A 21,606-nucleotide genomic window follows, 5' to 3' on the forward strand; every position below is an offset into this window, starting at 1 on the left:
TTCCTGGAATGAAGTCGATCGCGGACGGAGAAGGCAGGGTCTGACCACCTGGATAGCCGGAGAGCTCCGGCAAGCCATCCCGCGCGTACGACGTGGGGTACCCGTCGATCGGATCGTCGTACAGGACGACCACTACTTTGGCCATTATCGTTCCTTTGCTCATGGGGTCGGGTCGACCTATCCGGCCCGACGCGATCCGGTTGGCGCGCAACATGAATCGTGTCCGACACCACTCAAGGCGGGCAAGGGTTCGCAATGACGGAAGATTCGATCTCTTGATAGGTATCGTCGATGATGGCGGGTGGGCGGTTGCCGGGTTCCGGCTGAGTCTTCAAAAGGAGCGGCACGTGAACGGCGAAGTACTGATCCGTCAACTCGAATACCTCGTCGCGCTGGCCCGCGAGCGCCACTTCGGTCGCGCGGCACGGCTGAGCCACGTCAGCCAGCCGACGCTGTCCGGCGCGATCGGAAAGCTGGAGACGAACCTGGGCGTGATGATCGTGATGCGGGGGCGACGGTTCGAGGGATTCACCTCCGAAGGCGCCCGCGTCGTACGCTGGGCACACCGGATCCTGGCAGAACGCGACGCACTGCTCGCCGACATCGACCGAATGCACGGCGGCATCACTGCCACAGTCCGGATCGGCGCGGTGCCGACCGCGATTCCGGCCACACCGCTCATCACCGAGCGGTTCAGCCTGCGCAACCCGATGGCCGGAGTTCAGATCGAAGCCCTGCCGTCGCGCGAGATCGCTAGGCGCCTCGCCGAATTCGAACTCGACGCGGGTGTCACGTATCTCGACGACGAAACACCACCCGGGACTCGTCGCATCGAGTTGTACCGCGAGCGCTACCTGTTGCTACTCGACACAACACATCCGACGGCCGTCAACGAGATGGTGGAATGGCAAGCAGCAGCGCAGTTGCCGTTGTGTGTGCTGACCGCTGAGATGCGCAACCGACGCATCCTGGACGCCACGATGGCATCGGTCGGAGAGCGGATCCGGCCCGCCATCGAGACCGACAACGTCGGCGCTCTGTACGCCTACGTCGCAACGCGACGATTGCCGAGCATCGTCGCGCACACTTGGCTGCATGCCTTCGGGGTGCCCGAAGGCATGTGCGTGCGACCACTTCGCGAGATCCGGCCCCGTTCGATAGTGGGACTGGTTCTTTCGGACGGGACTCCACCATCGATCATCGCCGATGCCCTAGCGGACTCCCTCCGCGATGCCCACCTGTCGGACCTGCTCGACCTGTCTCTGGAGACGGCCCTGGCCACATTCGGGCGTGCAGAGTCCTCGACCACCACGGACTGATTCCAACTTCACGCACTACATTCCTACCGAACCAGCCGCTTCTCGAACGGATGCGCGCCGACGTCCTCGGGCGGCAGCGACGCATCATAGAGCGGCGTGTAACCCATCGCCAGATAGAGCGCCACTGCCTCGGGTTGCCGCCATCCGGTGGTGAGATCGGCACGGGTGTATCCGCCTTGCAGTGCTGTCCGCTCGAGTTCGGCCACGACGAGCTTGCCGTAGCCCCGCCGTCGGTGCGTCGACGCCGTCCACACGCGCTTCAGTTCGGCGGTCGAGGAGTCCCAGCGACGGAACGCGCCCCCGGCCACCGGCACTCCGTCGGACACCGCCACGATCAGCGCACCGCCGGGCGGTGCGAACTCCTCGGCGAGATACGCGCGCAAGTCGCCGTATTCCCCACCCACGATGCTGTCGGCGTACCGAGTGCCGTACTCGACGGTGAGCTCGTCGAGCAGCGGCGCGGCGAGCGGATCGGTCTGCAACGGCTCAACTACTCGACACGACCACCACGACCTTGTCGCAGTGACGTTCGGGTGTCGTTCATCCGCCGCACCATCGCGAACGTCATCCGCGGGCGGCGATCATCGAGCTCCTTCCGGCTCAGAGTCCGGCGGCGACATGGTGATACACGGCGTTCCACTCAGCCCGTGCTGGAAGCCACGCACCGTGGTGGTGTCGTCGATGATGAGCAGTTCGGTGTCCGTCATCGCGGCGAAGTACGTCGATGGTCTCCGTCCCAACCGCCGTCGTGATCACCGTGTGGTGTGGTGCACCGGCCATCAGCCACGCCTCGGCCGAGGTGGACCAGGACGGTGAGGGTTCCCAAACGGCACACGCGACCGGCAGGTTCGGCAGCTCTGCCGGCGGTTCGACGACTCGAACTTCGTTGGCCACCAGCCGGAATCGGCTCCCCATGTCGCAGATGCCGATGATGACCGCATCGGCGGGTGCCGCCGTGAAGCGCAGGACCGGATCGTCGCGATCGCCGATCGATAGCGGATGGTCACGGCGAGATCCACGCCATCTGCGGTGAGAACGGCGCAGGCAAGTCGACGCTGATGAAGGTGCTCAGCGGCATCTACCCGCACGGCAGCTACCGGGGTGAGATCGTCTTCGACGGCCGCCCAGGCGATTTCGAGGACATCCGTTCCAGCGAGCGCCGTGGTATCGGGATCATCCACCAGTAGCTCGCGTTGGTGCCCGTCCTGTCCATTGCCGAGAACATCTTCCTTTGGCAACGAGCATGCGTCGGCGGGAGTGATCAGCCGGCACGAGACCATGACCCACGCGCAGCGGCTGCTCGACCGGGTCGGTCTGGACGAGAGCCCGCGGACCCGGATATCCGACATCGGTGTCATGCGTAGCACCGTTTTCGGGCGCGGCACGGCTCAACTCCGCGACACCACGATCGGGGATTGGAATGGAGCTGGCGGCGATCGCCGCGGCGTTCATCGGTGGCGCGTCGACCAACGGCGGCGTCGGCAGGTCTTCGGAGCCTCGACTTCGTCCGCAGCTGGGCGCCCTACGGAGGCCCGCCCGCCGACGAGGTGCTGGCGGAATTCGGGATGACCCGAGATCAGCTCTTCGATCGGGTACACCTCATCATCTCGGCGGAAGAAGCGCGGCGCGCTCAGGAGCTGCGCAGGCCCTGGCTGAGGGTGCAAGCCATTGCACCCACGGCAGTCGGCGCCAAGCGCGGAAACACTTGGACGAATGGGAATTGAGGACGGCGACGGACTGGTCGTGGGTTCTGGGTGGATCCGGGGAGGATTGACAGTCACCTGTGGTTTCGGTGAATGATGATTATTTCGGGCTGCTGCTGCACAGAAGGAGCGCTGGCTGTGATTTGGCTATTCCCGGGCGTCACGCATTGGGTCGCGGCGCCACTGTAGGTGCACGTCGGCGGTGAGGCGGTGGCCATCGGTGCTGCGGCCAGGGCGGCCGCTCCCGCCAGGACCAGCGGAGCGAGGTACTTGACTTTGGAGCGCATGGTGACAATTCCTTACTTCGGTACGCCTGTGAACGACATTCGTGGACAACCACTTCCCAGCGCCCAAGGCGCGCAATGTATTCCGTCGCGGAAGCTTGACGGAGAGGGCTGCCATACGCCCTTCCTCATCGGTTATACGCCCTGTCTCTGTCCCTTCCCCCGAGGAAGGCGTCATCGAACCGTCAGAAACTCGCCGAACACCGTTAGACCAGTGGATATTTCGGCAGAGATCGTCAGCCCGCGGCTGCATCGCGCCTTCGGGGCGACCGGGCCACTCGGCGCAGAAGTAGACTGCATCGACGCCCCACGTTGGCCGCGCAGAATGCACACCACGAGGAGATGCTGAAAGTGGGAGACGAACAACGCGAGCCCAGCCACGGCTGGCGCAGTTCCACAGTGAGCAGACGCTCGATGCTAGTGGGCATCGGGGCCGTGGGTGCCTTCCTCGCGGTCGATCTCGGAGCCGTCGCGTATGCGAACAACTGGATCGGCGGCAAAGCGCTCACCCGCCAGACGTTCATCGACGGTTTCCGTGCGGTGTCCGGCAAGCACCCGGGTTTCCGCAGCAACCACGCCAAGGGCGTCGCGGTCACCGGGTACTTCGACAGCAACGGTGACGGCGGCGAGCTGTCCACAGCGAGGGTCTTCCGTCAGGGCCGCACACCGGTGACGGGTCGCTTCTCGCTTTCGGGCGGGGACCCATTCGTCAGCGACACACCGTCGGCGGCGCGTGGCCTCGGACTGGTGTTCGGCCTGCCAAGCCGCGACCAGTGGCGCACGGCCATGCTCAATCTTCCCGTCTTTCCGGACAACTCGCCCCAAGGCTTCTACGACCGGCTACTTGCCTCCAAGACCGTCGCAGGTACCGGCAAGCCCGATCCCGATGCGATGGCCCGTTTCCTCGCCGCGCACCCGGAGACGGCCGCGGCGATGGCGGTGATGAAGATGCACCCGCCGACACCCGGTTTCGCCGACAGCACCTTCTCGAGCCTCAATGCGTTCTACCTCGTCGACGCCGCAGGGAGGCGCACTCCGGTGCGGTGGTCGTTCGTGCCATCGCAAGCGGCGCTGCCCGCAACACCGGCGGGTGATGACCGACTGTTCGATGCGCTCGTTCGGCAGGTTCACGCCGGTCCCCTGCGCTGGCAGTTGCAGCTGGTCGTGGGCGAGGCGTCCGACCCGGTGACCGACGCGACCCTGCCGTGGCCGCCGGGCCGGCGCGTCATCGATGCAGGAACTCTGACGTTGACCACCGCGCAGACCGAAGGTCCCGGCAACGCCCGCGACGTGAACTTCGATCCGCTCGTCCTTCCCGCCGGCATCGAACCCACCGACGATCCCCTTTTGAGCGCCCGCTCCTCGGTGTACGCGGCCTCCTACCGTGCACGCACGGGAGAACCGAAGTCTCCGTCGGCCGTGCAGGTCGACGAGGTCGCATCATGAGGACGCGCCAGCGATATCCGCTGCGGACGCGCCTGCTGCACTGGGTGACGGCGATACTGGTCTTGACCGCGCTACTCGTCGGATTCGCGATGGTGAACTCGCTGGGCTCCTACGCGGCGCTCAGGAGCGTGCACATGACGCTCGGGGTCACGATCCTGGTGATCGTCGTCGCGCGCGTCGTTAACCGGTTCACGCACCGAACGCCGCCACTCCCGGACACGATCGGAGCGCTCGAGCACAAACTGGTCGTCGGTTCGGAACTGTCGATGTACGGCCTGCTGCTGGTGCAGCCCCTCGTCGGCTGGGCGATGGTGTCCGCGACTGGCAATCGCGTGGTGGTGTTCGGCCAACTGCGCCTACCCGCCATCGCACCGTTCGACGCAGACACCTTCTTCATTCTGCGGCAGGCGCATTCAGTGCTGGCCTACGCACTGGTGGTCGTCATCGCCGCGCACGTCAGTGCAGTACTGCTGCACACACTGACCCTCCGCGACGGCATGCTCTCGCGGATGGGCTTCGGCCGTTGACGCTGGCCATCGGGAAGGGTGGCCCAACGTCACCGATGGTTGCGGTGAATGATGATGATCTGGGGCTGCTGCTGGACAGGAGGAGTGTTGGCGGTGACCTGGCTGTTGCCAGGTGACCCGCACTGGGTTGCCGAACCGACGTCGATACAGGTGGTCGGCGAGGCGACGGCGATCGGTGCTGCCACAATCGCTGCGACCGCGGCTCCCGCCGTGATCAGCGGGGCCAGATGGGAAACTGTGAAACGCACGAGAACAATCCTTTGATCTTATTGAGCACTAACGATCTGATATGACTACCTCATATTCAACGTCGAACGGGCTCAGGGCATTCCGCCGCGAGGGCCTGTCGTCGGCACGGTCTTGACCGTGGCGTTGTCGTCGAAAAGTGCTTACCGCAGCGCCGAATCTCTCAATGGATGGTGTAACCACCGTCGATGACGACGACCGATCCGGTCATGAACGCCGAGGCGTCGGACGCCATGTAGACGACGGTGGGTGCGATCTCCTCGGGCAGGGCGTATCGCTTCATGGGGGCGTCCTCGATCCAGTGCTGGCGGAACCGCGGCTCGTCGACGGGCGCCATCTCCGTCTTGACGTAACCGGGTGCGATGGCGTTGACCCGGATGCCGTATGGGGCCCATTCAGCCGCCAGGGATTTGGTGAGCTGGTGAACCGCGGCCTTGGACGCGTTGTAGGAGGGCTGCCACTGCGGGCGGTTGACGATCAGGGAGCTGATCGAGCCGACATTGATGATGTTGCCGCCGCCGTGGTCCTTCATGTACGCGCCCGCTTCCCGGCTGAGCCGCCACAGAGACCGGGTGTTCACGTCGAAGACGCGGTCCCACTCGTCGTCAGTGATCTCCAGCGCTGGCCGGTGGATCGCCAGTCCGGCGTTGTTGAGCAGCAGGTCGAGTCCACCGAGCCGCTCCACCGCCCCGTCGATGGCAGCTCGAGGGCCGTCCTTCGCGGTGATGTCGACGTCGAAGGCTCGAACCTCGAGGCCTTCCCGCGCCAGCGTCGCCACCGCCGCGGCATTGCGCTCGGCGTCTCGCGAGACGAAGACGACGTCGGCCCCGGCCTCGGCGAGCCCCCTGACGAAGGCCAACCCGAGCCCGCGATTGCCACCGGTCACCAGGGCCCGTTTGCCGGTCAACGCGAACGCGTCGAGAACAGTCATGTACCTTCTCCGTTTCTATGCCGACACGTAATGCGTTCGATGCGTCGGGCTTTCGTCAGTCACCGCCGCGGTATCTTCGGCCAGCCAGCCCGTTGAGCAGCGCGGACAGGATGAGGACGACACCGAGGGCCAGCAGCTGGAACTGCGTGCCGGTATTGCCTTCGAAGTAAAGGATGATGCCGGCGTTGAGCCAGACGATCAGGACGGTCGCGAGAAGGACGCCCGCGAGGCGGCCGATTCCACCGGTGATCGCGACGCCGCCGAGCACCGCGATGGTGATCGCAGGCAGCGCGAGGCCGTTGCCGGAGGTACCTGCGTCGGGTCGGGCCGAGGCGAATTCCGCGGTGATGTAGACCGCGACGAGGCCGGACAGGACCCCGGACAGAACGTAGGCGCGCATCCGGGTGCCTGCGACGTCGAGTCCCGCCCAGCGCGCCGCGACGTCGTTCGTCCCGACGGCGTAGAGCCTGCGCCCGAAGGTGCCGCGCCCCAAAGCGAGCCAGAGCACGACGAGCACGGGGACCAAGAAGGTGAACACGCCCAGTGGCACGTCGGGAATGTAGTCACCGATGATGGGAACGCGCACCGAGCCGGTGAGCGTGTAGAGCGACTGAATCTGCGCGCTGTTGATGGGTTTCTGGCCATTGATGACCAGCGCGATAGACTTGTACGCGTAGTAGGTGGCAAGCGTCGCGATGAGGGCGGGAAAGCCGATGCGGGCGACGAGGAATCCGTTGATCGCCCCCAGCACCGCGCCCACGACGATGGCCAGCACCACGGCGGCCAACAGGGGCCAGCCCCACTTGCCGTAGGCGAACCCGACGATCATCCCGACCAGCGACACCATCGCGCCGACCGAGAGGTCGATCCCACCGCGGCCGGACACGATGACCACCAGTTCGGCGAAGCCCAACAGCGCCAGCGGGACGGCGTCGATGAGGCTGGCCGACATGTAGTCGAAGTCGTAGTCGCCACTGAGATAGCCGTTGGCGCTCATGTACATCAGCCAGGAAACGACGATGACGATCAGCACCGTGAGCAGCACGATCCGTTGCGTCAGTATCGCTTCCCAGATCCGGTCCACCCGACGTCGCGTTACCGGTTTCTCATCGGCGGGCGCGGAAACCTCGACGCTCATTGGGCACTCCTCGCGCGTCGGCGCAGGAGGTCCGTCCCCACCGCGACGACTATGAAGATCCCGACGAACAGGTCGGACAGCTGCGAGGGCCAGCCCAACTGCGTGACACCGGATTTCACGGTCTGGACGAGGAGCGCGCCGAGGATCGTGCCGAGCACCGAGCCGCGCCCGCCCATGATCGAGGTACCACCGATGACCACCGCGGCGATGACGGCCAACTCTTGGCCGGACCCCACGGACTGGTCGAGGCTCGAGGTGCCCTTGGCCAGGGTGAAGATGGATCCGAGTCCGACGAGCACGCCGGTGATGACGTAGGCGATCAGGATGCGTCGTTGCACCCTGATGCCGGCCAGTCGCGCGGCCACCGGGTCGCCGCCCACACCGAAGAAGTGACGCCCACCCGGCGTGTGGCGCAGATACCACCACGCGATGGCGGCCAGGATGACGGTGATCGCGAAGCTGTGCGGCACGTCGAACGTGCGGCCGTCGACGCCGCGTCCGAACCAGGCCAGTGTGTTGGGCATGCCGTTGATCGTCTGCGAGGCGAAGATCTGCAGGCCGATGAAGAGAAACAGATTCGCCGTGCCGAAGGTGATGATGATGGCGTGCACCCGCCCGTAGGCGATGAGTGCGCCGTTGACCAGGCCGAGGACCGCGCCGGTGACGAGAGCCACCACCAGACACCCCACCAGCGGCAGGGATTGGTCGCGCATGAGCTTGGCGGTCACGACGGAGCACACCATGATCGCGCCGCCGACGGACACGTCGATGCCGCCGGTGATGATCACGAACGTCATGCCGATGCCGATCAGCGCCACCGGAGAGAACTCGACGAGGAGCGGGATGATCGAGCCGGCACTGAGGAACGCCGGCGTTGCGAAGGCCAGTGCGATCCAGAGCACGACCAGGACCGCGATCAGGGCGATCTCGGCGGGCGTCACCGGTGAGGGCAGGACGCGGCCCTTGGTGCGCACGGACGCGGCGCTTGACGCGGCGTTGGGATCGGTTGCGACGCTCATGGGTTGGCCGCTCCTTCGCGGTCCCCGGCGGCTGCTGCCAGGACGTCGACCTGTCGGGCGTCGGGGCCGAATTCCGCGGCGATGGCACCCGCGCGCACGACCAGGAGCCGATCGGTGATCCGCAGCGCCTCCTGAAGGTCGGAGGTGACAACGAGGACTGCCGTGCCGTTGTCGGCGAGATCGGTGATGATGCGGTGGATCTCCTCCTTGGCGCCGATGTCGACACCTTGGGTGGGCTCGGCCAGCAGCAGCAGCTTGGGTCGTTCGACGAGCTGCCGGGCGAGCATCACCTTCTGCGCGTTGCCACCGGAAAGCGTTCCGACGGATTGGTTTTCGTCCGATGCCCGCACCGACAGTCGTTTCATCAAGTCCTTCACCACGGTGCGTTCTCGACGCCGGTCCACGAACGTCCTGCCGAGCGAGAGGCGCTGGAGGTGACCGATCGACACGTTGAAGGCGATGGACTGAAAGGAGAACATGCCCTCGGTCTTGCGGTTGGCGGGCAGCAACGCGATTCCGGCCCGCTCGGCCTGTCGTGGCGTGCGCGGCGCGATGGTGCGTCCCTCGACCACGATGTCGCCGGCGCTGGTCCTGGCCAGCCCGTGAATGCATTCGGCGATCTCGGCGACGCCGGAGCCGACGAGCCCGTAGAGACCGAGGATCTCTCCGGACCGCAACTGCAGGCTGACGTCGTGAAAGGAACCGGCCCGCGCGAGTGACTTCAGCTCAAGGACGGGCTTCCCCGCAGGCGCGGTGCGGGGGCCCGTTTGCTCGGAAAGGGCTTCTCCCACCATCAGTTCGGCCATCCGCCGCACCGACATCTCCTCGACCGGATAGGTGCCGATGGTGCTGCCATCCCGCATGATGGTCACCTGATCGGCGATCTTGACGACTTCGTCGAGCCGGTGGGAGATGTAGATGATCGCGACGCCGTCGTCGGCGAGTCTGCGGATGATGCCGAATAGCACCTCGATCTCGGCGTCGGTCAGGATGGCCGACGGTTCGTCGAGGATGAGGATGCCGCACTTGCCTGCCAGCGCCTTGGCGATCGACACCTGCTGCTGGGTGGCGACCGACAGTCCCCCGACGGTGGCGGTGGTCAGCTTGGCGGGAAGGTCGAGGGCGTCGAGGAGGCCGACGACCCGTTCGTTCTGCGCGGCCCAGTCGACGCGCCCACGTGTGACGATCTCGCGACCCATGAAGACGTTCTCGGCGACGGTGAGTTCGCCGAACAATTGAGGCTCTTGATACACGGTGGCGATGCCGAGCGCGATCGCGTCGACGGTCGAGGTGATCGACACCGGCTGACCGTCATAGCTGACCGTGCCGGCGTCGGGCGCGGTGGCACCGGAGATGATCTTGATCAGTGTGGACTTTCCCGCGCCGTTCTCCCCCACCAGGGCGTGCACCTGACCGGGCCGAAGTTCGAAGTCGGCGTGCCTGATCGCCTTGACCGCGCCGTAACTCTTGACGACCCCCGTGAGGGTCAGTCGCGGGTCCTCCGGCATGGTGTCTCCAATGGCTGCGGATCTGCTAACCGGCTGCGCAGCAAGGTTTTTCGCCATGCCGCGCAGCCTGTCCCGCGGTCAGTAGTTGAACTGGTCGACGTTCTCGGTGGTGATCAGCAACGGTGCACCCAGCACCAGCGTCTTGGTGGCCTCGTCCCACTTCACATCGGGCATCTGGTCGCTGACCTTGTTGGTCGCCTCGAACGTCTTGCCCTTGGCGAGCTGTTCGCCGGCCCACGCCGTCAGGTAGCCCAGGTTCTGAACGTTCCACAGGATCGAGCCGGAGGATGATCCGTCGGCCAGGTACGGCTTCATCGACTTCGGCGTGCCGATCCCGACGGTGAAGACCTGGCCGATCTTGCCTGCGTCCTTGACGGCCTGTGCGACGCCGACCGCCGAGGTGGTGCACTGCCCGAGCAGACCCTTCAGGTCCGGGTGCGCGCTCATCAGGTCGGTAGACATCTGGGTCCCCTTGGCCTGATCCTCGCCCGAATACACCACGTCGACCAGCTCGGCCTCCGGGTACTTCGCGGACACGTACGCCTTCTCTGCGGCGATCCACGAGTTCAGGTTCTCGGCGGTCTCACCACAGGACACGATTGCCCACTTGCCCTTTCCGCCCATCGCCTTCATGAGCGTCTCCGCGGTGGTGTTGCCGATGCCCTCTGCGGTGGCCTGGTTGACGAAGGCCTCGCGGACCGAGTTGGGGGCGTCGGTGTCTGCGGTCATCACCTTGATGCCTGCGTCCTGCGCCTGCTTCATCAGCGGCGCCATGGAGTCGGGATCGTTGGGCGCGATCACCAGCGCGTCAACCTTCTGCTGAATGTAGGACCGCACGATCTGCGCCTGGGCGGCGGCGTCGGCCGACGTGGGCCCTTGATAGAGCCACTCGATGTCACCGAGGTCGCTCGCCGCCTGCTTGGCGCCGGTGTCCATTGCCTCGAAGTAGGGAGAGCCCTGCAGTTTCGGCACGAACGCCACCTTGACCTTGGCGCCGGATGCTCCGGTGCTCTCCGACGCGCTGGTGCCGCCCGAGGTCGACGGTGTGTTCTCGTTCTTCTTGGTGCAGCCGCTGCTGACCATGGCGATGGCCAACACCACGCTGATCGCACCGACGAATCGCTGGGAAATCGCCATCGACTTCTCCTTCGGCCTGAGCTGAGGATCACGTGCCAACGCCCGGTCGACGTCGACTACGCGCACCCCGCCCGAGACCTGCCCATGGAGAGGCGAACACTCGACAAGTGCGTTTCATATATCGAACTCACCGTCGAGTGATGAAACACACACTAGGCATCCTCCCGTGACCTTGTCAACAATGCGGATGTACTTCTGCCGCAGCACGTTTGCTCTTCGGACATTTCGGGTTTCGTCCTCCTCGCCGAGCGGTGAAACGCAGTGCAATGACGCGCGACCATCGTCGGCGTTTGCGCATCGATTACGCTGAGTCGGATGTCGGACCCAGGAGCCGGGGCCAATGACACACGCGCGCGCCGCGGACGGGGACGTGTCCCCGCGCTGACGCGCGCGGCGACCGTGCTGCAAGCCATTTGCGACGCCGGCCACCCAATGGCACTTGCCGAGCTGGCTCAGCTGACCGGTTTTCCCAAGAGCAGCGTGATGGGCATCTGCCACGCGCTGACCCAGGAAAGCCTGCTCGCCCGTGGGGTCGACGGCACGTACGCGCTGGGCTCGCGCGTCTTCGAACTGGCGTCGGCGGCCAGGGCGCAACCCGGTCCGGTTCACGACATCGGATTCAGCTACCCGCTCGACGAAAGCTTCTTCGTCGCCGAGATCAACGCCCTGCGCGCGGAGGCTGTCAGGCTCGGTGCCCGACTGCACGTGCATGCCGCCAAGGAGGACAAGGAGATTCAATCCCGCCAGATCCTCGACTTCGTCAATGCCGGGCTCGACCTGATCCTCATCGAGCCGGTGGCGACCGAAGGGCTGGAGGACGCCTGCGCCCGAGCTCGCGCAGCCCGGATTCCGGTCGTCGCCATCGGTTCGGCCGTCAGCGGTGCCGACGCCGTCGTGGCGACGGACAACACGAAAGCCGGCTCGCTGGCCGGGGCGGCGTTGGCGAAGGCGCTCGAAGGGCGAGGCCGGCTCGCCGTGGTCGGCGGCATACCGATCACCGCCAACTCCGACCGGATTGCCGGCTTTCATGCGGCGATCGCCCCGCATCCCCACCTGACGGTGGTCGCAACCAGCTACGGCGAACTGGACGCTCCATCGGGGCAACGAGCCGCCGAGGAGATCCTCGCCAGCCACCCGGGGATAGACGGCTTCTTCGCCAGCAACGACCAGATCGCCATCGGCATCTCTCGCGTCCTCAGAAGCCGTGGGCTGTTCGTGCCGATCGTCGGCGTCGATGGAGCCAGGGGCGCCGTCGACGAGATTCGCGCCGGCGGACCGATCATCGCCACCGCCACTCAGGACCCGGCCGCGCTGGTCCGAGCGGCAATGGACATCGGCACCGCTTTACATGGCGGGGCGCGCGTCGCCCGGCCGTCGCGCTACCTCGTCCCCCGATTGATCGATGCGCAAAACGCCACGGGATACCAGCCGTGGGGGTAGGCGGGCCGCGCAGCCCGGCCGTGCACCGCGGCGCTCGCGTGCTCGACGCCATCTCATCTGGCACCGCCAGCACCCCGGCAGCACTCAGCGCGGCAATCGGGCTGCCCAAGAGCTCGATCGCCGACCTGCTGAGCACCCTCGAAGAAGCCGGTTTCATTGCGCGCAGCTCCAACGGCGGTCTGCACGCGGGAGCCCGCTGGTCTGACCTGTCCGATCCCGACGCGGTAGCGCACCGCGTGTTCCGTGCCTGCGCGACAACGGACCTCGACGGTCACACGGTCTCGCTGGTTCAGCTCTTCGGCAACCAGGTCGTCTTCGTCGACGTCCGGCCGGGCAGGCACCCGTTGCCGCTGACGCCGCGCCCTGGGCAACGTGCGAGTGCGGATTCCTGCGCGGGAGCAGTCGCCATCCTCTCGTCGCTGCCAGCCTCCGAGGCGGCCAACGCCGTCTGGGCAGCCGCCTCGCACCTCGGCCTCTCCGGTGACGCGGTACAGCGCACGCTGGCACTAAGGCGCACTCGGCGACGAACGGTGTACGAATCGCATTCGCCACACGTGGGGCGGCAGCTCGCCTGCGCCGTGAAAGGCACGCGATTGGCTCTCACTCTGCACGTACCCGAACGCTGGCCCGAGCCGGACACCCGCAAGGCTGCCCGCGCACTGAACGCCGCCGCCGACGACTACTGAAGTGCGCCGCTCCAAATCGCTGCGCAGCCCGGACGATCGCCAGTCTGAACGGTGTCGATTGTCCGTCATTCGACACGCGAAAGAACCTCTGCCGCAGTAAGCCCGTTTCGATGCTCGGTGATCCGAAGCCCACCAAGGGTTTCGGTGTACTTCACTCCAGCCCGCCGTGAGCGGGAGGATTAGCGAGCCAGATGTCACCCAGCAGACGGTGGTGCGCTACATTTGGTGGGCTAATACGCGGGAGCTCGGGATCACCGGGCTGAGAGGGTGGCTGTAGGGCCACCGACCGCTTGAACCTGAGCCGGATAATGCCGGCGTAGGGAGAGTGAGTTCGATGTCTGTTCCAGTGCGTCGTTTTCTTCCCTCCGGCCATCGTGCTGCGAGCGGCGAGGTCGCGCCGACGTTGGTGGACCCGGCGCCGCGGGTGCTTGGGGTGTTCGACCAGCTCGGGCTGTGGGGAAACCTGGGCGTGAGTCTGCTCGGGTTCACCGGTGCCGCAGTCGTCTTGCAACCTGGCGGCCCGGGGACAGAACGGCTGTCCTTGGCTGCCGCGCTGCTGGCGACCGTCGTCGGCACGGTCCTCGGCGCAGCCGCGATCGCAGCGGCGGCGATACCCGGCGCGCAGACCGGCGCACCGGCCATGGTGTTGCTCCGCGGTCTGTTGGGAGGTCGGGTCTCCTATCTGCCGACGGTGCTGAACATCGTGCAGATGGTTGGTTGGGGCACATTCGAGTTGGTCACCATCGCCACCGCGGCCGTAACGGTGCTGCCCGCGGTGCCACAGTGGGGGTACGTGGTCGGAGGTGGAGTCATCACGACCGCGCTCTCGCTGTATCCATTGGGGGCGGTCCGGGTGTTGCGACGGTATGTCACCGTTGCTGTGCTAATTGCGCTGGTCTACTTGTTCTTTCAATTGCTGACCCATCCGCTGCCGGCGATGTCGGCTGGGACGTGGTCGGGTTTCAGCATCGGGGTTGACACCACGGTGGCGGTCGCCGTGTCCTGGGTGCCGATGGCCGCTGACTACGCCAGGCATTCGCGCAGTTCGGCTGCGGCATTCACGGGCGCGTTCCTTGGTTACGGCGTGACCCAGATCGCGTGCTACGCGCTGGGTCTGTTGGCGCTCGTCACCGTGGCCGTCGATGAGGACCATGTCTTCGCAGCATTCATCGCCGTGCCCCTCGGCGGACTCGCGTTTGCGGTCCTGGCGGTGCGGGAGATGGACCAGTCGTTCGCCAACGTCTACTCAGCCACCGTGTCCACGCAGAACCTTCGGCCCCGCTGGGACCGTCGACTCATCTCCCTCACTGTCGGTGTCGTGATCACCCTGCTCGCCTTAGCGGTCGACATCTACGGCTACGCCAGCTTCCTGTCGTTGATCGGGTCGGTGTTCGTGCCCCTGTTCGCGGTCCTGGCGGTGGATTACTTCTGCTTCTCCGGAAGGCGCGGATGGGACCTCAGCCTGAACTCGCCGTCGAGGTGGTTGATGTTGGCGCCGTGGATGCTGGGCTTCGTCACCTACCAGTTGATCTATCCGGGTCAAGTCGGCTGGTGGGCGGCAGCCTGGGGTGAACTGGCACAGGCGATTGGCTTCAGTGCCCGCCCATGGATGAGCGCCTCGATCTTCTCGTTCGCGGTGGCCGCGGCCCTCACCCTGCTGGTTGGTGGCATGTCTCGGTTGACCAATCGGCGATCATCCCACCAACCGCTGAGCACGGACATGGCGAACACCTAAGGCACACAAGAGGTCCGCGTGCTCGGGTCTGGAGTGTCGGGTCGCGGGCGGGCGGTCACACGCTCGCGCGGACAGCTTGAAGAGCCCGTACGGCAACAACGTTGCGATTACCGGGCACTGGTCGGACAAATGACAAGACGGTTGATTCAAGAGAGGGATGACCATGGCGCAGCCGGATGGCCTACCACCTGGGGATCGGAGCGTGCTCACTCGTCTCTGGGCTGCGGCCACCCAACATCCGTTCCTCGACGCGGTGCGGGAGGGCACGATCACCGATACGGTATTTGATCGGTGGTTGGTCCAGGATGCGCTGTTCGTCGCTGACCTGCTCACGTTTCAGGCCAGGCTGCTGGCGCGCGCGCCGCGACCAGCACAGGCACCGCTGACGGCAGGATGTGTTGCCCTAGTGGAGGAGCTGGATTGGTTTGACGTTCAGGCGGCTCGGCGGGGGATCGACATGGGCCAGTCGGCGCTACCAGCGACGCTCGCCTACCGCGAACTGCTGCTGAAGCTGGATGCCGCGCCGTACGAAGCGGCCGTGACCGCGCTGTGGGTCGTGGAACGGGTGTACCTCCTCGCATGGACTTCCGCCGCGTCTAGCACCTCACCGTTCGGGGAGTTCGTGGACCACTGGACCGCGCCTGGCTTTGTCGACTACGTCGACGCGCTCCGCGAGCTGGCCACTGCCGATGGGCACGACGACGTGGTGGCCGACGTGCTGTCTCACGAAGTGGCGTTCTGGGGCATGGCGCAGAAATAACGGGCCCCGGCCAGTCGTCGACCGGCGACAGCGACTTACGTCAACCGTCCCGGTGCCGGCGTTGCGCGTTGCGACCGTCGCTGGGCACTGGCGCTGTGGAATATTGCGGTCACGCAGCCTTGCGACGTAAGTACGTGGTGTGATATGGCGCTCATGTGATCGATATCGCGGTGTTCTGAGTGGTGTTGATCCCTGCATTTGGGGAACCATTGTCATATGCGGGTGACAGCAGCTAGAGCGGCACAGGGGTGGCGTCGATGACCGCGAACCCCCTTCGCTGGTGGACGGTGCGCGCATTCGGGCGCTCTCCCCTGGCTCGCGCCGCGGACCGTGTGCACGCCTGGGCCGTCGTTGCGGGGATGATCATGCTGCTCGCCGCTGTCTACCCCGCCGTGGTTCTCGCTCAGATGGGTTACGCCGCTCACGCGCACACCGTCTCTGCCGAGGCTGCCACCCGTCATCCGGTGGAGGCGACGGCTCTGGGCAACAGCAAATCCAACCCTACGACCTCCGAGGCGGTGGCCACGACATTCTCGGTGCCGGTGCGGTGGTTCGCTCAGAACGCAACGCAGGACACCGTGACGAAGGTCGATCAACCGGTCAAGGCCGGCGACGACGTGCGTATCTGGCTGGACGACCAGGGCAAAGTCACCACGCCACCGCATTCTGACATCGACGGGCACGTCCTGGCAATCGGCACGGCGGCGCTCGTGTGGCTAGCACTGGCGGCCCTGGTCGGCGGCGCATTCGCGACCCTATGGAGGGCGCTCGAGCGCTCTCGGGACCGCGGTTGGGACCGAGAGCTGCAGGAACTCGTCGGAAACGGCGGAGGCTCCGCCACGCGCAAGTCCTGACTCGCGTCCCTCAGCCGCGCATCAGCTGACCGACGTGGGCGGTGACCGATTCCCTCAGACCCTGCAGGTCGTACCCGCCTTCGAGGACCGACACCAGGCGGCCCTCGCAGTGCCGCTCCGCCGCCGACATCAGCTCGCGCGTCACCCAGGCGAAGTCGCCGGCGGTCATGCACAGCGAACCCAGGGGATCGCGTTCGTGGGCATCGAATCCGGCGGAGACGATGATGAGCTCCGGTGCGAACGCGTTGAGCGCAGGCAAGATTCGGTCCTCGAAGGCTGCCCGCAGCTGGACGCCGCCGTCACCGGCCGCCAGCGGAGTGTTGAAGATGTTGCCGACACCGGTCTCGCGGGTTGCCCCGGTGCCGGGGAACCATGGCATCTGGTGGGTAGAGGCGTACAGCACGCTCGGATCGGAGTAGAAGATCTCCTGGGTGCCGTTGCCGTGATGGACGTCGAAGTCGACGATCGCGACCCGGGCCAGCCCGTGTTTGAGCTGGGCGTGACGCGCGCCGATGCTGATGTTGTTGAACAGGCAGAAGCCCATCGCCCGATCGGTCTCGGCGTGGTGTCCCGGAGGGCGGCACGCGACGAAGGCATTCTGCACGTCGCCGGCGAGGACGCTGTCGACCGCCTGCACGGTGCCACCTACGCCGCGCAACACGACTTCCCACGTGGAGGGCTCCATCATGGTGTCGCCGCCGTCGAGGTAGACATAGCCCTCGTGTGGGCGGGCCCCTTCCAGACCGTCGACGTAGGCATTGGTGTGGACGTAGCGCGTCGTGTCGAGGTCGGCGATCCCAGCCTCCTCGCGCACCAGGGCGTCGAACTGCGGCCGACCGAGGGCCGCCTGCACCGTGCGGTAGCGGTCCGGGCGCTCGGGATGACCTGCGGAGGTCTGGTGGCTGGCGAAGATCGCATGGTGGATGAGCAGAGTGGCCAAGGCTTGGGTCTCATTTCAGATCACGCGCCGGGGCGGGGCAGCGTCCGGATACTGTATGCAATCACATGCTTCATGGACGTGGCTAGTCCCTATCCCTCCTCGGCGGCGGCGCCGCCCAGCGCCGCCAGGGTCAGTCGCTCGGTGGCCACTACGAGCAGATCGCTGGCCTGTTCCATGCAACGCTGGCGGTCCGGCTCCAGCTCGCTGAGCGTATGGACGCCCACGAGCCCGGCGGCGTGGACCGCGGCCGGGGGCAGCGTCGACACCCCGGCCACGGCGTATACCGGGATGCCGTGCGCGCCGGCCCGACGAGAGACGCCCACCGCGGCCTTGCCCCGCAAGGATTGGTGATCCAGCGAGCCCTCGCCGGTGATGGCGGCGCGGGCTCCCACGAGGTGCTTGTCCAAGTCGATGAGGTCCAGGATCAAGTCGATCCCCGGGCGCATGCGCGCACCGAGCACCGACAGTGCGGCGAAACCGACTCCACCGGCGGCCCCAGCTCCGGCCGCATCTCGGAAGTCGGTGTCGGTCGTGCGCTCCACGACGTCGGCCCATGACCGCAGGGCGCGGTCCAATTCCGTTACCTGGTCCGGGGTTGCGCCCTTCTGCGGTGCAAAGACGCTCGCGGCGCCCAGTGGGCCGTAGAGCGGGCTGTCGACGTCGGCGGCGATCGTAATGGTGGCGTCGGCGACCTCGGGCCGCACGCCCGTGAGATCGAGGTGCGTGCAATAGCCGACGGCCTGGCCGCCCGGACCTAGGCGTGAGCCCTGCTGATCGAATGCCACCGCGCCCAGCGCGGCCAGGAAGCCGGCCCCGCCATCGGTGCTCGCACTGCCGCCCACGCCGATGACGATGTCGTGGCAGCCATGGTCGAGCGCTTGTGCCACCACCGCACCGAGGCCGTAACTGGATGCGGTCAGAGGCGCCGGGGTGGCACCGGGGAGCCGCTGCAGGCCACAGATTTCGGCCATCTCCACCACCGCGGTGTCGCCGTTGCGCGCGTAGGCGGTGAGCAGCAATTGCCCGGTCGGTCCCATGGCGTAGACGGGAACCCGCTCGAATCCCGCGGCCAGGACCGTCTCGAGCGTGCCGTCGCCGCCGTCGGCGACCGGGCACTCGACGGTGTGCAGCGTGGGGTCGGCGCGTTTGACGCCAAGGGACATCGCCTGGGCTGCCTGCCTCGCCGTCAGTGATCCCTTGAACTTGTCGGGCGCGATCACCACGTGGCGATCGGTGGGACGACGACTCGGTCCAGCTCCGGCGCTGCGTTGCAAGGTCATGGCGGGGTTCCCTTCAGGTGGATCGACGACGGATGAGATGAGTAGCTGCGGTCTTTCGCGGCGAAGCAGGATCGTTACTCATTCCGCTGCGTGGAACAAATAATTCAGCTGATCGGTGCGCCCTTGGCTAAGAAATGTCACGCCGGACCCCCACGCTGCCGATCGTGCCGCGTCATCGGTGCCTTTGCAATAGCGTTCGACGACAATATTGTTCGCCGTTGGCGCCGGCCCCCTCCCCTTGACAAGTCGGTCCCGCGCGGGTTCACTGGATTGCATAATGATAGACCAGTTCCGTCATACGGAATAAACCAAGAGGGTTTCACTCCATGCGCGTACGCCGCGACGAGTCCCCGACTGCTGACACAGAAAGGCAAGCCGTGGTGAACGCCACCTACACCGTCAACTGTTCGATTCTGCTGACCGACATCCCTCTGCTGGACCGGCCACGCGCAGCCCGAGAAGCCGGCTTCGTGGCCGTCGAGTTCTGGTGGCCCTTCGCGAGTACCTCGCCGTCGGACGCCGAAGTCACCGCCTTCACCCGCGCCATCCAGGACGCCGGCGTCCAGTTGACCGGCCTCAACTTCGCCGCCGGGGACATGCCGGCGGGCGAGCGCGGGATCTTGTCCAATCCCGCACTGATACAAGCATTTCGAGACAACGTCGCCATCGCCATCGGTATCGCCGAGACGCTGGGGACCCGTGCCTTCAACGCCTTGTACGGCAATCGCGACGCGGACCTCGCGCCCTCGACGCAGGACCATGTCGCGGCCGACAACCTGGCCTACGCGTCGGCGGCGGCGGACCGCATCGGCGCGACGGTACTGGTGGAACCGGTAAGCGGTGCACCGCAGTATCCGCTCAAGACGGCGGCGGACGTCATCCAGGTCATTGACCGGGTGCACGCCGAACACGGCACCACGAACCTGCGCCTGCTCGCCGACCTGTATCACCTCGACGTCAACGGCGACGACACCAGCGCCGCCATTCGTGAATACGGCAGCCGGATCGGGCACGTGCAGATCGCCGACGCGCCCGGACGCGGTGAACCGGGAACCGGGGAGCTGGCGCTGGCCAGTCAGCTCCAGGAACTCTCCGACCGCGGCTACGCCGGCTACATCGGTCTGGAGTACAAGGCCACCCGCCCGGATGCCTTCGACTGGCTCCCACGCGCCGACCGCGGCGCCAACGGCGTGAACATCGAAACCCTTCGGCAGCAACAAGAAACGAGGATCTCGTGAGCACCATCGGATTCATCGGACTGGGCATCATGGGCGGCCCGATGGCCCGCCATCTTGTCGCAGCCGGCCACACCGTCGTCGGATACGACCGATCCCAAGAACGGATGCAGGCACTGGTCGAGGCGGGCGGCGGTGCTGCCGAGTCGATCGAGCAGACCGTCAAGAACGCCGACGTCGTGGCGATCATGGTGCCCGACTCCCCCGACGTGCAGGCCGTCCTGCTCCCGGAGGACGGCGTCTTCGCCCACGCCCAGCCCGACACCCTGGTGATCGACTTCTCCTCGATCCGGCCCGACGTCACCACCGAACTCGCCAAGGCCGCCACCGAGCGCGGACTGCGCATCATCGACGCGCCCGTCTCCGGTGGAGAACCCGGCGCGGTAAACGCAACGCTGTCCATCATGGTCGGCGCCTCCGAAGCCGACTTCGCCGCCGCCAAGCCGATTCTCGACGTCGTCGGCAAGACCATCGCGCATGTCGGCCCTAACGGAGCCGGCCAGACCGTGAAGGCCGCGAACCAGCTGATCGTCGCAGGCAACATCGAACTGCTCGCCGAGGCGATCACCTTCCTCCGCGCGTACGGCGTCGACATCGAAGCCGCCGTCAAGGTGCTCGGCGGCGGGCTGGCCGGGTCGGCCGTGCTCGACCAGAAGGCGTCGAAGATGTTGGCCCGCAACTTCGACCCCGGATTCCGCATCGCACTGCACCACAAGGACATGGGCATCGTCACGTCCGCCGCACGCGAGGCCGGTGTCATCATCCCGCTCGGCGCCGTCGTCGCGCAGCTGATGGCCTCCGCGATCGCCAACGGCGAGGGCGGCCTGGATCACTCCGGCCTGCTGCTCGGCGTCGAGCGGTTGTCCGGCACGGCAAGCGAGGACGCGAAATGACCCGGATGCGCACCGTCGACGCCGCGGTCAGAATCCTCGAAATCGAAGGCGCAACACAAGCCTTCGGGCTGCCGGGCGCGGCGATCAACCCGTTCTACTCGGCGATGCGCGCACACGGCGGGATCAAGCACGTCCTCGCGCGACACGTCGAGGGCGCCAGCCACATGGCCGAGGGCTTCACGCGTGCGGCAGCGGGCAACATCGGCATCTGTATCGGCACCTCGGGCCCCGCCGGCACCGACATGATCACCGGGCTGTACTCCGCTTCGGCGGATTCCATCCCGATCCTGGCGATCACCGGTCAGGCGCCGGTGAACCGGTTGCACAAGGAGGACTTCCAGGCCGTCGACATCAGTGCCATCGCCGCGCCAGTGACCAAGATGGCGATGACCGTCCTGGAACCCGGACAGGTCCCCGGCGCGTTCGCCAAGGCGTTCCACCTGATGCGCTCCGGCCGGCCCGGTCCGGTGCTCATCGATCTGCCCATCGACGTCCAGCTGGCCGAGATCGACTTCGACCCGGAGG

23 protein-coding genes, 2 pseudogenes and 1 riboswitch are annotated in these 21,606 nt (G+C 66.3%); of the genes and pseudogenes, 13 read left to right on the plus strand and 12 right to left on the minus strand.

Going from position 1 to position 21,606, the window contains the following annotated elements:
• Positions 1-145, minus strand: a pseudogene (locus tag QOI01_RS12475) (NAD-dependent formate dehydrogenase); the annotation flags it as partial.
• Between the two features lie 202 nt (positions 146-347).
• Here QOI01_RS12475 and QOI01_RS12480 point away from each other — a divergent pair.
• Entirely contained in the window at positions 348-1,319 is a 972-nt protein-coding gene (locus QOI01_RS12480; RefSeq protein WP_526381314.1) for a LysR family transcriptional regulator, read from the plus strand.
• A 23-nt stretch (positions 1,320-1,342) separates the two neighbouring features.
• Here the strand turns inward: QOI01_RS12480 and QOI01_RS12485 are convergent, their stop codons facing one another.
• The 3 genes and pseudogenes from QOI01_RS12485 to QOI01_RS12495 form a co-directional block, all read right to left on the minus strand.
• A complete protein-coding gene (locus QOI01_RS12485; protein ID WP_526381316.1) occupies positions 1,343-1,801 on the minus strand; it encodes a GNAT family N-acetyltransferase in 459 nt (152 codons plus the stop codon).
• A gap of 99 nt (positions 1,802-1,900) precedes the next feature.
• The gene (locus tag QOI01_RS12490) at positions 1,901-2,026 is read right to left on the minus strand and encodes a hypothetical protein (RefSeq protein WP_526381318.1); all 126 of its coding nucleotides are present in this window, start codon (positions 2,024-2,026) and stop codon (positions 1,901-1,903) included.
• A gap of 73 nt (positions 2,027-2,099) precedes the next feature.
• A pseudogene (locus QOI01_RS12495) lies at positions 2,100-2,363 on the minus strand (L-arabinose isomerase); the annotation flags it as partial.
• Between the two features lie 14 nt (positions 2,364-2,377).
• Here QOI01_RS12495 and QOI01_RS12500 point away from each other — a divergent pair.
• From QOI01_RS12500 to QOI01_RS12515, 4 genes are all read left to right on the plus strand, one after another.
• Entirely contained in the window at positions 2,378-2,506 is a 129-nt protein-coding gene (locus QOI01_RS12500; RefSeq protein ID WP_526381320.1) for a hypothetical protein, read from the plus strand.
• Positions 2,507-2,773: 267 nt separating this feature from the next.
• Positions 2,774-3,043 (plus strand): hypothetical protein, encoded by a 270-nt coding sequence (locus tag QOI01_RS12505; RefSeq protein ID WP_526381322.1) that lies wholly within the window; start codon positions 2,774-2,776, stop codon positions 3,041-3,043.
• A gap of 677 nt (positions 3,044-3,720) precedes the next feature.
• Positions 3,721-4,752 carry a catalase family peroxidase gene (locus QOI01_RS12510; protein WP_526381355.1) on the plus strand — a complete coding sequence of 344 codons (1,032 nt, stop codon included), beginning with the start codon at positions 3,721-3,723 and terminating at the stop codon, positions 4,750-4,752.
• Positions 4,749-5,279 carry a cytochrome b gene (locus tag QOI01_RS12515; RefSeq protein WP_526381324.1) on the plus strand — a complete coding sequence of 177 codons (531 nt, stop codon included), beginning with the start codon at positions 4,749-4,751 and terminating at the stop codon, positions 5,277-5,279. Before QOI01_RS12510 ends, QOI01_RS12515 begins: the two co-directional genes overlap by 4 nt.
• A 29-nt stretch (positions 5,280-5,308) precedes the next feature.
• Here QOI01_RS12515 and QOI01_RS12520 read toward each other — a convergent pair whose 3' ends face one another.
• The 6 genes from QOI01_RS12520 to QOI01_RS12545 form a co-directional block, all read right to left on the minus strand.
• Positions 5,309-5,527 carry a hypothetical protein gene (locus QOI01_RS12520; protein ID WP_526381326.1) on the minus strand — a complete coding sequence of 73 codons (219 nt, stop codon included), beginning with the start codon at positions 5,525-5,527 and terminating at the stop codon, positions 5,309-5,311.
• A gap of 161 nt (positions 5,528-5,688) precedes the next feature.
• Complete coding sequence (locus QOI01_RS12525; RefSeq protein WP_526381327.1) at positions 5,689-6,456, minus strand: SDR family NAD(P)-dependent oxidoreductase; 768 nt, start codon at positions 6,454-6,456, stop codon at positions 5,689-5,691.
• A 55-nt stretch (positions 6,457-6,511) separates the two neighbouring features.
• The gene (locus QOI01_RS12530; protein ID WP_526381329.1) at positions 6,512-7,594 is read right to left on the minus strand and encodes an ABC transporter permease; all 1,083 of its coding nucleotides are present in this window, start codon (positions 7,592-7,594) and stop codon (positions 6,512-6,514) included.
• Complete coding sequence (locus QOI01_RS12535) at positions 7,591-8,613, minus strand: ABC transporter permease (protein ID WP_526381331.1); 1,023 nt, start codon at positions 8,611-8,613, stop codon at positions 7,591-7,593. The genes QOI01_RS12530 and QOI01_RS12535 overlap by 4 nt, the downstream gene beginning before the upstream one ends.
• Positions 8,610-10,121, minus strand: coding sequence for a sugar ABC transporter ATP-binding protein (locus QOI01_RS12540; protein WP_526381333.1), 1,512 nt, complete (start codon positions 10,119-10,121; stop codon positions 8,610-8,612). The genes QOI01_RS12535 and QOI01_RS12540 overlap by 4 nt, the downstream gene beginning before the upstream one ends.
• Before the next feature lie 78 nt (positions 10,122-10,199).
• Complete coding sequence (locus QOI01_RS12545; RefSeq protein WP_526381335.1) at positions 10,200-11,258, minus strand: autoinducer 2 ABC transporter substrate-binding protein; 1,059 nt, start codon at positions 11,256-11,258, stop codon at positions 10,200-10,202.
• A gap of 315 nt (positions 11,259-11,573) precedes the next feature.
• On the opposite strand from QOI01_RS12545, the gene QOI01_RS12550 reads away from it, so the two are divergent.
• The 5 genes from QOI01_RS12550 (at position 11,574) to QOI01_RS12570 (ending at position 16,733) form a co-directional block, all read left to right on the plus strand.
• Positions 11,574-12,698, plus strand: coding sequence for a substrate-binding domain-containing protein (locus QOI01_RS12550; RefSeq protein WP_526381337.1), 1,125 nt, complete (start codon positions 11,574-11,576; stop codon positions 12,696-12,698).
• Entirely contained in the window at positions 12,689-13,384 is a 696-nt protein-coding gene (locus tag QOI01_RS12555) for a helix-turn-helix domain-containing protein (protein ID WP_526381339.1), read from the plus strand. The genes QOI01_RS12550 and QOI01_RS12555 overlap by 10 nt, the downstream gene beginning before the upstream one ends.
• 227 nt (positions 13,385-13,611) lie before the next feature.
• A riboswitch (TPP riboswitch) is annotated at positions 13,612-13,724 on the plus strand.
• A complete protein-coding gene (locus QOI01_RS12560) occupies positions 13,719-15,119 on the plus strand; it encodes a purine-cytosine permease family protein (RefSeq protein ID WP_526381341.1) in 1,401 nt (466 codons plus the stop codon). (Overlaps the previous riboswitch by 6 nt.)
• Positions 15,120-15,321: 202 nt before the next feature.
• On the plus strand, positions 15,322-15,879 hold the full coding sequence (locus tag QOI01_RS12565) for a TenA family protein (protein ID WP_526381343.1): 558 nt from the start codon (positions 15,322-15,324) through the stop codon (positions 15,877-15,879).
• A gap of 257 nt (positions 15,880-16,136) precedes the next feature.
• Positions 16,137-16,733, plus strand: coding sequence for an Rv1733c family protein (locus QOI01_RS12570; RefSeq protein ID WP_526381345.1), 597 nt, complete (start codon positions 16,137-16,139; stop codon positions 16,731-16,733).
• Positions 16,734-16,743: 10 nt separating this feature from the next.
• Here QOI01_RS12570 and QOI01_RS12575 read toward each other — a convergent pair whose 3' ends face one another.
• Together QOI01_RS12575 and QOI01_RS12580 are read right to left on the minus strand one after the other, a co-directional pair.
• The gene (locus tag QOI01_RS12575) at positions 16,744-17,673 is read right to left on the minus strand and encodes a histone deacetylase family protein (RefSeq protein ID WP_526381347.1); all 930 of its coding nucleotides are present in this window, start codon (positions 17,671-17,673) and stop codon (positions 16,744-16,746) included.
• A gap of 89 nt (positions 17,674-17,762) precedes the next feature.
• Positions 17,763-18,953, minus strand: coding sequence for a glycerate kinase (locus QOI01_RS12580; protein WP_526381349.1), 1,191 nt, complete (start codon positions 18,951-18,953; stop codon positions 17,763-17,765).
• 377 nt (positions 18,954-19,330) lie between these two features.
• Here QOI01_RS12580 and QOI01_RS12585 point away from each other — a divergent pair, with 377 nt between their 5' ends.
• The 3 genes from QOI01_RS12585 to QOI01_RS12595 all read left to right on the plus strand — a co-directional run.
• Complete coding sequence (locus QOI01_RS12585; protein ID WP_526381357.1) at positions 19,331-20,191, plus strand: hydroxypyruvate isomerase family protein; 861 nt, start codon at positions 19,331-19,333, stop codon at positions 20,189-20,191.
• Entirely contained in the window at positions 20,188-21,081 is an 894-nt protein-coding gene (locus QOI01_RS12590; RefSeq protein WP_526381351.1) for a 2-hydroxy-3-oxopropionate reductase, read from the plus strand. The genes QOI01_RS12585 and QOI01_RS12590 overlap by 4 nt, the downstream gene beginning before the upstream one ends.
• Positions 21,078-21,606: thiamine pyrophosphate-binding protein (locus QOI01_RS12595; protein WP_526381353.1), on the plus strand; the 529-nt coding region annotated here is incomplete at its 3' end. The genes QOI01_RS12590 and QOI01_RS12595, both read left to right, overlap by 4 nt.

Origin of the sequence: Mycobacterium sp., assembly GCF_032162605.1 — a bacterium.
Lineage (GTDB): Bacteria > Actinomycetota > Actinomycetes > Mycobacteriales > Mycobacteriaceae > Mycobacterium.